Origin of the sequence: Flavobacterium sp. PS2 (assembly GCF_046250155.1) — a bacterium.
GTDB lineage: Bacteria > Bacteroidota > Bacteroidia > Flavobacteriales > Flavobacteriaceae > Flavobacterium.
Map to the genome: position 1 here is coordinate 3,248,953 of NZ_CP176426.1, position 12,962 is coordinate 3,261,914.

The following is a 12,962-nucleotide window of genomic DNA, read 5'->3' on the forward strand; positions in this document are numbered from 1 at the left end:
TAACAGTGAAATATTTATAAAGGAAATAATTATAGGTTAAATTTTTGGTAAGTTAAATTCGTTGAACTTGCTTTTTTGTGAAGCTAGTTTCTCAATATCTTGCCATTTTCTAGGAGAATCAACAGATAGGTTTTCGTATGAATCTTTTTTTATGAGAATATCATCTTCGATACGAACCCCGATATTCCACCATTTTTTATCGCATTTACTATTTGCGGGAATGTAAATTCCTGGTTCGACAGTAATAATCATGTTTTCTTTTAGTAAGCTTTTCGGACCACTGTAATTTCCTTTGTCGTGAACATCTAAACCAAGAAAGTGTGAACATCCGTGTGGGTAATAAATGCTTACTTCTTTTAAGTCTTTAATGATTCCTAATTTCAGTAATCCTTTGGCTAGAACTTCTCTGGCTTTGATGTTTAGATCTGCGAGAGGAGTTCCTTCTTTGCAAATTTTAAAAATTTCTTCTTGAGCATCGTAAACTAGTTGATAGATAGCCTTTTGTTCTTCGGTAAATTTTCCGTTTGCAGGAATAGTTCGGGTAACATCGGCAGAATAGCCATGATATTCAGATCCTACATCCATTAATAATAATTGGTTGTCTATTTTGGTGCTATTGTTTTCGCCATAATGCAAAATACAACCATTAGCTCCTGCGCCAACAATTGGAGGATAACCTTCTCCTTCAGCTCCATATTTTCTGTGAATATAAGCATGAATTCCATCGGCTTCATTTTCGCTCATATCGATGTTAATTGCTTTCATAACCTCATTATGAGCAATGCAGGAGAGTTTAACCGATTTACGCATTAAATCAATTTCTTCTGGAGTTTTTATTTCGCGAAGTGTTGCCGTAATATTTTCGAATAATAGTAAAGATGCTACATCGTCATTTGTAATTGCTGCTTTTGTTTTAAATGTTTGTAGTAATCCAAAAAGATCAAAACCGCTTGTGTCTTTACCAATGTCAGTTGGGATTTTATCGTAAATTATTTTGTCGAATTTTTTAAAGTCTATAGGAAAGTCCTTGAAATCTTTTCCGTTATAAACAGTTGTAAAACCTAATTTCGATTTTGCTCCATCGGTACCTAAGCGTCTTCCTGTCCACATTTCATGAGCTGCGTTTCTTTCTCTAACAAAAAGGATTTCGTTGTAAGCTGTTTCACCAGTTCCCTGAGGTTCTTTAAATAGTAATAAAACGGCATCGGGTTCTTTGTAACCGCTTAAATAATACAAATCAGGATTTTGATGGAAATTATAGTTTATATCTCTAGAGAATTTTCTTTCGGGATAAGAAAAGATTACTGCTACAGAATTTGCAGGCATTAAGTTCCTAAAAGCTTCTCTTCGTCCTTTGTGGAATTCTTTAGAAAGATAATCTGTAGGTAAGTTTTCCTGAGCATGATTGTAATTAAAAAGCAGTAGGAATAAAAGGGATAAGATTATACGCTTCATTTTTTTGTGGTTTGGTTAAAGAGTTCTGGTTCTTAATAGATTGATGCAAATTACGAAATTTTGACATTGATTATTAAAATAAAAAAACCGCTCATTTTCATAAGCGGCTTAGTGAATTAATAACTATTTCTTTTTTAATTTGTCTTTAAATACCTTTTCAAACTTTTCTATTTTTGGTTGTATTACCATTTTACAATAGGGCTGGTTTTTGTTATTGTCATAATAATTTTGATGATAATCCTCGGCTTTGTAAAATTTTGTAAATGGTTCTATGGCGGTTACTATCGGGTCGTTGTATACTTTTGCTTTTTTTAATGCATTTATAATGTTATTTGCGGCATTTTTTTGTTCTTCATTTTTATAAAAAATAACCGAACGATATTGTGTTCCTACATCGGCACCTTGTCTGTTTAAGGTTGTTGGGTCGTGTACGGTAAAGAATACTTTAAATATCTCGTCTAGGTTTGTTACGTTTTTGTCGTATGTAATCTGAACTACTTCGGCAAAACCAGTTTTTCCGGTTGATACTTCTTCGTAGCTCGGATTAATGGTTTTTCCTCCAGAGAAACCAGATACTACAGATTTTACTCCGTTTAAATTTTCGTAAACAGCTTCTACGCACCAATAACATCCTCCACCAAGAGTGATGGTATCGTAATTGGGTTGTTTTTTTGCTTGTCCAAATCCATTAATTGATAGGATTAAAAGACAGATTAAAATGGTGTTTTTCATACTATTATTTATTATCGGGTATAAAATCTAGAGCGATAGAGTTCATGCAATATCTTTTTCCGGTTGGTGCTGGACCATCATCAAATAAATGACCTAAGTGTCCGCTGCATCTGCCGCAAAGAACTTCGGTTCTTTCCATGCCCAGAGAGTTATCTTGTTTGTACGTTACGCTGTTTTTACTTTCTTGCTCAAAAAAGCTTGGCCAGCCACAACTACTTGCAAATTTTGCTCCGGATCTAAAGAGTTTGTTTCCGCATGCTGCACAATAATAAGTTCCTTTTTCGTCGGTGTTCCAGTATTTTCCAGTAAAAGGTCTTTCGGTATCAGCATGTCTCATTACCTCATATACATCTTCGGGCAATACTTTTTTCCATTGCGCATCGGTAAGATTTAGTTTTTTTGTATCGGTATTAGAGTAATATGGATTATCGGGTTTGCTAATTTTATTTTCCATAGGATTGTTTTTTGTAGAGGTGTATTGTTCTTTTGTATTTTGTCCACAGGCTTGAAATATAAATAGTGGGAGCAAAAATAATAAGCTTAAAAAATGGGCTTTTGTTTTCATAATTAATTGATTTTGTGTTGTAAAGTTAAGATGGTTCTTGTTAGTAAACTGTCGTGCACTTTACAAATGGATGCTTATTTAAGTGAGTTTTAACTATTATTATTTACGAAAAAAATGCTGTTTCAGATTTAAAATAAGAGATTATTGCTCTCATGTCTTTAATACACTCATAATCACGATATAAAATTAAAATTTTAGTGAATGCAGGGCTCGTTAAACTTTTCACAAACTTTTTCTAGGCTTTAAAGCAATTTCTTTTTTCGTATTTTTGTGTGTTTAATACCAATTATGATAGAAGAAAACGTAATATTAGTTAATCTAAATGATGAACAAATAGGGCTAATGCCTAAAATGGAAGCGCATGAAAAAGCCGTTTTACATCGTGCATTTTCAGTTTTTGTTTTAAATGATAATAATGAAATCATGTTACAGCAACGTGCGCATCATAAATATCATTCTCCGTTACTTTGGACCAATACTTGTTGTAGTCATCAACGAGAAGGAGAAACTAATATCGAGGCGGGAAGTCGAAGATTGTTTGAAGAAATGGGTTTTAAAACGCCACTTAAAGAACTTTTTCATTTTATATACAAAGCTCCTTTTGATAACGGATTAACAGAACATGAACTGGATCACGTTATGATTGGACGTTATAATGACGAACCTATTATAAATACAGAAGAGGCTGAAGCCTGGAAATGGATGAAAATAGAAGATGTAAAAACTGATATGCAATTACATCCTGAGATTTACACCGTTTGGTTCAAAATAATTTTTGACGAGTTTTATCATTTTCTAGAAGACCATAAAATTTAAACCAAAACCTACATGAGAGTAACGATATCAAGAAAAGCACATTTTAATGCTGCCCATCGGCTGTACAGAAAAGATTGGACGTTGGAGAAAAATGATGCCGTTTTTGGGAAATGTAATAATCCCAATTTTCATGGACATAATTATGACTTAACAGTAAGTGTTACTGGAGAAGTTGACCCTGAAACAGGTTTTGTGATAGATGTAAAAATATTGGCGGATATTATATATCAAGAAGTAGAATTACCATTTGATCATAAAAATCTTAATCTTGACGTACCAGAATTTCAAGATTTAAATCCAACTGCAGAACATATTGCAGTAGTGATTTGGAATAAAATTAGAAAAAAGATAAATCCCGATTTTGATTTAGAAATCGTGTTATATGAAACTGCACGTAATTTTGTAACCTATAAAGGAGAGTAAAATGTCATTAAAAGTAGGGGATGTTATCCCGAATTTTACAGCTAAAGATGCTAATGGAGAGGTGTTTGAGAGTAAGGATGTACTAGGTCGTAAACCTTTGGTTATTTATTTTTATCCTAAAGATAATACACCAGGTTGTACTACAGAGGCTTGTAGTTTTAGGGATCAATATGAAGATTTTGTAGCTTTAGGAGCAGAGGTAATTGGTATTAGTAGTGATAGTGTCGATTCTCATCAAAAATTTTCTCATAAACATCATTTGCCTTTTGTTCTTCTTTCAGACGAAGATAAAAGGATAAGAACACTTTTTGGTGTTCCATCTGGATTACTTGGATTATTACCAGGAAGAGTAACTTACGTTGTAGATAAAAATGGAGTTATAATCCTGATATTTGATAGTATGGTAGCAGCCAAACATATTCCTAAGGCGTTGGAAGCGATTAAAGAATTAGTATCATAAATTAAAAGAACAATAGTACACAGTATTCATGGAAATGAAACTTGTGTAGAAATATATAATACAGATGACCCCAAAATTATATCCATTACAGTTCGAACCAATCTTGAAAGACAGAATATGGGGAGGCGAAAAATTAAAAACTGTATTAAATAAACCAATCACTTCTAAGATTACTGGCGAAAGCTGGGAGTTATCTACTGTTGAAGGCGATGTAAGTATTGTTGCAAACGGAAATTTGAAAGGAAAATCACTTACAGATATTATAGAAGAATTTCCAAACGAAATTTTGGGAACAAAAGTACATGAGCAATTTGGGAAACAGTTTCCGTTGCTTTTTAAATATCTTGATGCACGCGAAGATCTTTCAATACAAGTACATCCTAATGATAAATTGGCTAAGGAACGTCATAACTCTTTTGGTAAGACTGAAATGTGGTATGTTATGCAAGCAGATGAAAATGCCAGGATTATTGTAGGCTTTAAAGAAGATTCTAGTAAAGAAGAGTATCTGGAGAATTTAAATAACAATACACTAGTTTCTATTCTTGACGATGTAAAAGCTAAACCAGGAGATGTTTTCTTTCTGGAAACTGGGACGGTTCATGCAATAGGAGCAGGATTAGTTGTTGCAGAAATTCAGCAAACATCAGATATTACGTATCGTTTGTATGATTTTGATAGGGTAGATGCGCAAGGAAATAAAAGAGAATTGCATGTAGATTTAGCGCTAGATGCTATTAATTATAATAAGGTAGATACTTATAAAGAGTATCAGAAAAAAACAAATGAATCTAATGTAGTGGTTGATTGTCCTTATTTCACCACAAATTTTATTCCGTTAGATGGTCAGGTTGAGGTAAGTAAAAGCGGAGAAACTTTTACAGTCTATATGTGTATTGAAGGTTCTTTTGAAATAGAATATGACGGAAATAAATTGACATACAAAAAAGGAGATACAGTATTAGTTCCAGCTGCTTTGAATGAGTTCATCCTTAACGGAAAAGCTTCTATTTTAGAAATTTACATTTCATAGCAGGTAATAGAAAGATTATGTGTACTTTTGCAAACGCAAATTAAAATTAAAATAAAATGGCAAACGTTAAGAATTTAAAGAAAGACATCAACTACGTTTTAGGAGATATTATTGAAGCAGTTTACTTATTTGAAATTTCTACTACAGGAAAACCAACTACAGAAACTAACAATTTAATCGATGAAGCTATTGCTGCTTTTGATACTTTGATCACAAAAGTGAACGCAAAGAACGTAGAAAATAAAAAAGCACACTTCAAACAAATCAATGTTGAATTGGAAGAAACTGCTAATCAATTGATTGCTAAAATCAACGAATTGTAGTAAAAAAAAACGATAAAAAAGTGCAAATTTATTTTGGTAAAACGAAAAACCGCTTTATATTTGCACCCGTAATGAGTCGCCAGCGTAGCTCAGTTGGCTAGAGCAGCTGATTTGTAATCAGCAGGTCGTGGGTTCGAGTCCCTCCGCCGGCTCAACATAAAACCATCCTTTTAGGATGGTTTTTTTATTTAAAAAATATTTTAATAATTGTGTAAATTTATTTTGTGAAATCAAAAAACAGTTATATATTTGCACCCGTAATGAGTCGCCAGCGTAGCTCAGTTGGCTAGAGCAGCTGATTTGTAATCAGCAGGTCGTGGGTTCGAGTCCCTCCGCCGGCTCAGAGTTAAAACCATCATAGAAATATGATGGTTTTTTTTTGTGCCATACTCAATTGTGGAGTATAATTATCTTCCGAATTTTTGATGAGCTGCCGTAAATTGACCAGAACCCATAGCTGCCAGAATAGAAATTTCTCCTGTTAAGCATAATGCGACAGCTATTTCGGCTAGTTTTCCACTTTTTCCAGCACCATAACAGCCTATTAATTCCAGACATTCCTTTTGAGTAGGGAATGAGGTTCCGCCACCAACAGTTCCTACGATTATGTTTGGCATTGTGATAGCGCAATATAAATCTCCATTCTCATCGATTTCCATTCTTGTAATAGCGGTAGAAGCTTCGCCTGTACAAGCTACATCTTGTCCGCAGGCTATAAATAAAGCTGCGAGAGCATTTGCGGGATGCATGCCAGTGCCAATGCTGCCACCTTTTACGGAGCCAGAAGCACTTATTTTCCATTGTTGTTGCATTAGTTCTGGAGTTGTCTTCAGTACTGATTCAATAATGCCTCTTTTTAATGTGATTTCGGCTGTTATTTTCTTTCCTCGGACTCTTGTGGTTAATGATGTTGCTTTTTTGTCTCCTGACGTATTTCCTTCGATTGTCCAAAATACTGGTTTGATGGGGCAGTTGCTCAGGATGTACTTGCAAATTTTATCTGTACAAATTGTAACCATGTTTTGACCCGATGCGTCACCAGAACTATATTCGAATCTTATAATGAGGATGTTTCCTTCTATATTTATTCCTACATCATTTAAAATTGCATAATTGCTGGTTTCTCGGGTTAATACAGAAAATGTTTCTTTGTGCTCTAATACCCATTCTACAAATTTTCCTAAATCAATTAAATTTTTGAATTTAAAAGTCGGTGTTCTTTGTACGCCTTCTTGTAATGTAATGGCTGTAATTGCTCCAGATTCTCTACAGGCCTTTGTGCCTCTGTTATAGGATGCAAGTAGCGTTCCTTCGGTAGTAGCAAGAGGAACGTAGAAACTTCCTTGAGCTGAACTTCCATTTATTACTAATGGACCAATAAGTCCAGTGGGAATTTGGCTCATTCCTATGTAATTTTCGATGTTGCCTTTTAGACTTTCATTATCATTGAATACTTTTTCTCCAGATAGATAGTCAACATTTGTATTTAGTTGCTTACGGATAAAATTTAAACGTAATTTTTGACCATTTAAGGTGTAGGGATCTTGAGTAGGTACTTTTTCTAATTCCTGGCTTAGGTGAGGATTATAAGATTCTAGTTTTTCAATAACCGATGAATCAATAAAATCATACTTTGCGCGACTGATGTTACTTGGGGGATTTTTCATAAGATTATTTTTTAAAATTATGAAGCTAAGTTATTATAAATCAGTAATATGAAGTCGCAAATCGCGATTTATTTTCGTGGAATTATCTAATTATCAAGTGTTTAAGATTTAAAGGATAATAATTTAAAAAAAGGCACAAAAAAATCCTGTTCTTATAAAAAACAGGATTAGTATGGATGTAATAAAAAAATGTTTTAAGTGTTAAAACATTGATTTTTAGTATTTTGAATTTGTTTTTATTGTTGCTTTTTGATTTTAGCAATGTACTCCGTTAATTTTTTTCCATAAAGGGATTGTGCTACTTTTGGAGTCATCGATTTTTGTATTGTATCTAAGTATTTAATATTGATATCGTATATCTCTGATAAGGCGATGTAAGGAGCTATTTCGTAATCTTTGTTGTTAATGGCAAAGTTTGTAGCGTATAAATATTTTCTCTTAATATTAGACTCTTGTTTTTCGTCTATGCTGTCTAATGTTTTCTGGTTATTGTTTTTTATTGCTTTAAATCGTAATTCGATTAGGCTAAGATTTTCATCATTAAAACGAGAATTTATTTTACGGTAATCTTCGTATAATTCTTGGTTTTTCGATCCTGTAATTTTAGCGCTAGAAAGGTAATTATCTAGATTCGTATCAATATTAATGCTGCCTGGTTCGGCAAAAAATAATATATTATTATCTAAAGAGTTGGTTACGCCACGATCTACAGATAGATATAACATCTCTGGCGATTTTAATTCGATGTTAGCTTCAAAAGCAGAATTACCATCGATTTTAATACTATCTATAGCTACTAGAGAAGTATCGACTACTCTTTGTATGTATAAGGTTCCGTTTTTTAATCCTTTTATATTTCCGGTAATATGCAAGTTGGTTTTTGATTCGTTTTTGTTACATGAAGCTAAAAGAACAAGTGTAACGAATGCAATAATAGTTTTTTTCATTGTTTATAGATTTTGCTGCAAAATAAAGAAAATAGTTTTAAAAAAACGATGCTCAACTTTTAATTTATAAAAAAATCCCAATCTATTTCTAAATTGGGATTTTCTTGTTTTAATTTCTTATTATCCTTTTAACCAAGCATTTCTAAGTGCTTGTTTAGAATTGTCTGTTGCTTTAAAAGTATTCTTTTCTTCGTATGGAAGTTTAACAGCGCCTTTTAAAGTTAATTCTTTACCATCGCGTTTTATCTTAACAGTTATTGGTGCATCTTCTTTCCATGTTTGACTTTCTGTGATCAATTCATATATGTTTACTAATGAATATGGCTTTTCGTTTATAGAAAGGATGTAATCTCCTCCTCTTAAGTCTAGACTTTTGAAAAAAGTATTCAATTCCATTTCAGGTATAACCATGATTTGCTTAGTCTCAGGATTTATAGTAATATATGGAGTTTGGCCTTTTAGGAAAATTGTTCCGGGAACTTTTTCGGCAGCGTTTGTTACGCCAACTTTTGCTAAATAAGTATCATAAGGAATTGGTGTTGTTCCTGCAACATAAGTGTTTAGGAAAGCTCCAACTTCTGGATAAGTTAATTGAGTGATTTTTGCGAAAAGCTCATTATCATTAAATGGTTTTGTAACACCATATTCATCTGATAATTTATGCATTAAGTCCAAGATTCCTCTTTCGCCATTGCTTTTTTCTCTAATGATGATATCGATACACATACCGATAAGAGCTCCTTTTTCGTATACGTTTAAGTATTGGTCTTTGTATGGTTGTTCTAATACATTGGCGCTCATTTTTGTAAATGACATTGTATCGTTTAATGCTTTTGCGTGTTCTATTTTCTCAGCAATACGAGAGTAGAATTCAGATTCATCGATTAAACCTTGATTAATTTGGAAAAGGTTTGCAAAATATTCGGTAACACCTTCGTACATCCATAAATGTTCAGACATTTTTGGTGCATTGTAGTCAAAGTATTGAATTTCTTTTGAGTGAATTGTCAATGGAGTTACGATATGAAAGAATTCGTGAGATACTACATCTTTCATTGATTTTACCAATTCTTCTTTTGGCATCATTTCAGGTAAAACAACAGTTGTTGCTGTAGGATGTTCTAATGCTCCAAATCCATGAGCATCGGTTGGCTTCATAGACGATAAATATAATAGAACAGTATATTTTTTAGTCGAATTTATTTTACCCAAAAAGTTTTTCTGAGCAGTCATTATCGTTTTCATTTCTGGCGTGATACTTTCGGCTGTGAATTTTCCAGTTGGAGAATATACTGCTATTTGTATTTCCATTCCGTTTACATCAAATGAAGTGTAATCTGGTTTAGAGTACATAATTGGGTTTTCTACCAAAACTGCATAGTGAGATGTTGTAAATACATCGCTTGTATTGCTTGCATCTTCATCAGTCATAGATGTTGCTCCCCAAAGTGTTGCAGGATGTGCAATTGTAACTTTATAAGGAATGTCTAGTTTGTCTTGAAAATAACCAACAAAACCATGTGTGTTTATCATGAAGTTAACTCCGGCATCGATATTTGTTCCTGCAGGTGAGAAAACATCGTCATTGCCAAAACCTGTTCCTTTTTCAGTATCAAAAGTATCGTTTACTAAATAAGTAATCGTCTTTAGTGTTTTTGCATTTGCTATTGACCAAGTATTGTCGTCTAGCTTTTTTACGGTAAGGAGTGTTCCTTTAGAATCATAAGCTTTTAAATCATCGATATACTTACCGTAGTTATCCTCAGAGTATGTTCCAGGAACAGTTTTAGGAATACTATAGGTTACTTCATCTGTATTTATTTTTGGAGCAGTAACTGTAACGAGAACTTTGTCGTCTTTTACATCGTTAAGATTGATGTTAACTGCAACTTCTGGTTTTGCAGATGCAGTAGTAGAACTACCTGTTTTACATCCCAAAAAAACAGCTGCTAATGCTAGTGTAACTATTATTTTTTTCATTATTCTATTGAGTTAGTTTTATTATTGGTCTTTATAAGCTGAAAAAAGTTACAAAAACATTCCAGTTTTATTTATTGGAGTAAAAAAAAACTCCTGTTTCAGGAGTTTTATGATTAGTCTAATTTATTCTTTATGTAATATTTTCCATCTAGGTCTTCATCAAAATCATCTATCTTAACAGGTTTTGGCTTAGGCTTATTAGCAATAGCTTTCTTTTTCCACATTTCAAATTTCTCAGCGGGCATTTTCTTTTTCATTATCTCTAAAACCTCTTTTTCAGCCAATCCAAATTCTTTTTTGATAATTTCAAAAGGATTCTTTTCTTCTAGGGCTAATGTAACAAGTTTTTCTGTTTGTTCCCAGTTCAATTCTTTACGGTTACTCTTTTTCATCACGTGAAAATTAATTCAAATAGGGGTTAATGATTAATAATATATTGATATTCAATTTACATATCAATATTAGTAAAAAAAATAATTACTTCGTCGCTTATGGTCGCTTTTTTTTGTGGATTTTAACGGTTTTTTGGAGAACGATGTTTTTGAAACGGAATTTGCAGTAAATTTTTCAAATTGTTATGTTCATTTGGGTTCATGTGCGTATCTACGCCGTAGATGATTTTTTCTTTTGGTAGTGTCATAAAAGTTCCAAAAAGACGATCCCAGATTGAAAAAATATTTCCATAATTACTATCTGTATAAGGTAATATATAATGATGATGTACTTTGTGCATATTTGGAGAAACAATAAAGTAGCTTAAAAAAGAATCAACTTTGTCTGGTAACGAAATATTTGCATGAGTAAATTGAGTAGATATTACGGAGAGCGTTTGGTATAAGAAAACCATCCACATCGGACTTCCTACAATTAAAACGCCGAAAGTTGTAAAAATAAACCGGATTATACTTTCTCCAGGATGATGACGGTTGCCACTTGTTGTGTCGATCCAAGTGTCGGTATGGTGAATAAGATGAAAACGCCATAAAAATTTTACTTTATGTTCGGTAAAATGGGCAAGATAGGCTCCAATTAAATCTAATAACAATAATCCAATAACTGTGTATAACCATAAAGGAATTTCTGGGAGCCACTGTAGGATACCGAAATTGTTTTTAATAGTCCAATCTGCAGTTTGTAATAGGATAAATGCTAATACAAAATTGATTAAAATGGTGGTGAATGTCAGAAAGAAGTTAATTCCAGCGTGATTCCATTTTTTATAATTGAATTTAAAAAGAGGAAAAGTATTTTCTATCATCCAGAAGATGGTTATTCCGCCTACAAGAATCAGACTTCTGTGTAAAGATGGAATGGTACCGAAGTAAGAAATAATTTCATTCATGGCAGAAGTATTTACTCAAATTTAATAATTTTAGTAATACGATTTCTTTAAAGGTCTGATTTTTAGATTGAATGTTGTTTTGATGTAGCTATCTAATAAAAAAAAGAGAAGAAATAAAGTTGTTAAACTTCTTTCTTCTCTTAGTATAAAATGATTATTGCTTGTCTAATTTATAGCAAGTGTGTAGGAGTTGTTAGGCTTTTTTTATCAAGCTAATAATAAATAAAAGTACCCAAGCGCCACCAACAGCAATTATAATTTGCCAAAGCAAACCGCCGCCGCCAATACCTAGTTTTCCAGCAATCCATCCGCCTACAAGACCACCTATTATTCCAACAACAATGTTGCCAAGGATTCCAAAACCTGCACCTTTCCATATTTGACCTGCTAGCCAACCTGAAACGGCTCCAATAAGTAAGAAATATAAAAATTCCATATTTTAAAGTTTTAAGGATTAATAATCGATTTTAGAAAATGATAATTTATGCAGCATCATGATTTTGCAACAATGATTTATATATAAAACCTGCTACAATTGCTCCTAGAATTGGTGCAACCCAAAACAACCAAACTTGAGATAATGGTTCTCCACCAACAAATACTGCTTGAGATAATGATCTCGCAGGGTTTACGGATGTGTTTGTGATAGGAATACTTATTAAGTGAATTAATGTTAACCCTAAACCAATTGCTATTCCAGCAAATCTTCCATTAGCAAATTTATCTGTTGCTCCAAGGATGATTAATAAGAAAAATAAAGTCAGAACAAATTCAGCTATAAAAGCCGATTGTAAGGAATATCCTTCTGGAGAAAAAGCTCCAAATCCATTTGATGCAAAAGCTCCGGCTTTAGTATTATCAATCACAAATCCAGCTTTACCAGATGCAATTGTATATAAAGTTCCGGCAGCAGCAATTGCTCCAACACATTGTGCAATAATGTATGGTACTAGGTCTTTTGCAGGGAATCTTCCGCCAGCCCAAAGACCAAAAGAAACTGCGGGATTAAAGTGACCTCCTGATATATGTCCTACGGCATAAGCCATCGTTAAAACGGTTAAACCAAAAGCTAGTGCTACACCAGCAAATCCAATTCCTAATTCTGGGATTCCTGCTGCGAAAATAGCACTTCCACAACCTCCAAATACAAGCCAGTACGTTCCAAAAAATTCAGCAAAAAGTTTTTTCATAATAAAAAGTGTTTAATTAATGTATAAAT

Annotated in this window: 15 protein-coding genes and 2 tRNA genes; 7 read left to right on the forward strand and 10 right to left on the reverse strand. The window is 33.0% G+C overall.

The genetic code is table 11. The features are described 5' to 3' along the window. Positions 1-36: 36 nt before the first annotated feature. From ACJ6WR_RS14150 to msrB, 3 genes are all read right to left on the reverse strand, one after another. Positions 37-1,455 carry an aminopeptidase P family protein gene (locus ACJ6WR_RS14150; RefSeq protein ID WP_409415571.1) on the reverse strand — a complete coding sequence of 473 codons (1,419 nt, stop codon included), beginning with the start codon at positions 1,453-1,455 and terminating at the stop codon, positions 37-39. A 123-nt stretch (positions 1,456-1,578) separates the two neighbouring features. Further along, complete coding sequence (msrA, locus tag ACJ6WR_RS14155; RefSeq protein ID WP_409415572.1) at positions 1,579-2,187, reverse strand: peptide-methionine (S)-S-oxide reductase MsrA; 609 nt, start codon at positions 2,185-2,187, stop codon at positions 1,579-1,581. A gap of 4 nt (positions 2,188-2,191) precedes the next feature. After that, positions 2,192-2,752: a peptide-methionine (R)-S-oxide reductase MsrB gene (msrB, locus tag ACJ6WR_RS14160; protein ID WP_409415573.1), complete on the reverse strand. Its 561-nt coding sequence runs from the start codon at positions 2,750-2,752 to the stop codon at positions 2,192-2,194. A 288-nt stretch (positions 2,753-3,040) separates the two neighbouring features. Between msrB and idi the strand changes: the two genes are divergently transcribed. The 7 genes from idi to ACJ6WR_RS14195 all read left to right on the forward strand — a co-directional run bounded on the left by idi (position 3,041) and on the right by ACJ6WR_RS14195 (position 6,148). Further along, on the forward strand, positions 3,041-3,568 hold the full coding sequence (idi, locus tag ACJ6WR_RS14165) for an isopentenyl-diphosphate Delta-isomerase (RefSeq protein ID WP_323489759.1): 528 nt from the start codon (positions 3,041-3,043) through the stop codon (positions 3,566-3,568). A 12-nt stretch (positions 3,569-3,580) separates the two neighbouring features. Then, positions 3,581-3,991 (forward strand): 6-carboxytetrahydropterin synthase, encoded by a 411-nt coding sequence (locus ACJ6WR_RS14170; protein ID WP_039111653.1) that lies wholly within the window; start codon positions 3,581-3,583, stop codon positions 3,989-3,991. Between the two features lies 1 nt (position 3,992). Further along, entirely contained in the window at positions 3,993-4,451 is a 459-nt protein-coding gene (locus tag ACJ6WR_RS14175; RefSeq protein WP_039111652.1) for a peroxiredoxin, read from the forward strand. A 64-nt stretch (positions 4,452-4,515) separates the two neighbouring features. Further along, positions 4,516-5,484: a type I phosphomannose isomerase catalytic subunit gene (locus ACJ6WR_RS14180; RefSeq protein ID WP_409415574.1), complete on the forward strand. Its 969-nt coding sequence runs from the start codon at positions 4,516-4,518 to the stop codon at positions 5,482-5,484. A 56-nt stretch (positions 5,485-5,540) separates the two neighbouring features. Then, on the forward strand, positions 5,541-5,807 hold the full coding sequence (locus ACJ6WR_RS14185; protein WP_035619450.1) for a hypothetical protein: 267 nt from the start codon (positions 5,541-5,543) through the stop codon (positions 5,805-5,807). 78 nt (positions 5,808-5,885) lie between these two features. Beyond that, positions 5,886-5,959: transfer RNA gene (locus ACJ6WR_RS14190), tRNA-Thr, on the forward strand. A gap of 115 nt (positions 5,960-6,074) precedes the next feature. Next, positions 6,075-6,148 (forward strand) — tRNA-Thr (locus tag ACJ6WR_RS14195). A 66-nt stretch (positions 6,149-6,214) separates the two neighbouring features. Here ACJ6WR_RS14195 and ACJ6WR_RS14200 read toward each other — a convergent pair. The 7 genes from ACJ6WR_RS14200 to aqpZ all read right to left on the reverse strand — a co-directional run bounded on the left by ACJ6WR_RS14200 (position 6,215) and on the right by aqpZ (position 12,933). Continuing rightward, the gene (locus ACJ6WR_RS14200; RefSeq protein ID WP_409415575.1) at positions 6,215-7,474 is read right to left on the reverse strand and encodes a hydroxymethylglutaryl-CoA reductase; all 1,260 of its coding nucleotides are present in this window, start codon (positions 7,472-7,474) and stop codon (positions 6,215-6,217) included. Between the two features lie 236 nt (positions 7,475-7,710). Continuing rightward, positions 7,711-8,421: a DUF4369 domain-containing protein gene (locus tag ACJ6WR_RS14205; RefSeq protein ID WP_409415576.1), complete on the reverse strand. Its 711-nt coding sequence runs from the start codon at positions 8,419-8,421 to the stop codon at positions 7,711-7,713. Between the two features lie 120 nt (positions 8,422-8,541). Continuing rightward, positions 8,542-10,401 carry a peptidase M61 gene (locus tag ACJ6WR_RS14210; protein ID WP_039111649.1) on the reverse strand — a complete coding sequence of 620 codons (1,860 nt, stop codon included), beginning with the start codon at positions 10,399-10,401 and terminating at the stop codon, positions 8,542-8,544. A 113-nt stretch (positions 10,402-10,514) separates the two neighbouring features. Next, entirely contained in the window at positions 10,515-10,793 is a 279-nt protein-coding gene (locus ACJ6WR_RS14215) for a DUF2805 domain-containing protein (protein WP_039111648.1), read from the reverse strand. A gap of 122 nt (positions 10,794-10,915) precedes the next feature. Beyond that, on the reverse strand, positions 10,916-11,743 hold the full coding sequence (locus tag ACJ6WR_RS14220) for a sterol desaturase family protein (protein WP_039120261.1): 828 nt from the start codon (positions 11,741-11,743) through the stop codon (positions 10,916-10,918). Between the two features lie 193 nt (positions 11,744-11,936). Then, on the reverse strand, positions 11,937-12,179 hold the full coding sequence (locus ACJ6WR_RS14225; RefSeq protein ID WP_039111646.1) for a GlsB/YeaQ/YmgE family stress response membrane protein: 243 nt from the start codon (positions 12,177-12,179) through the stop codon (positions 11,937-11,939). 46 nt (positions 12,180-12,225) lie between these two features. Further along, entirely contained in the window at positions 12,226-12,933 is a 708-nt protein-coding gene (gene aqpZ, locus ACJ6WR_RS14230) for an aquaporin Z (protein WP_035619439.1), read from the reverse strand. Between the last annotated feature and the right edge of the window lie 29 nt (positions 12,934-12,962).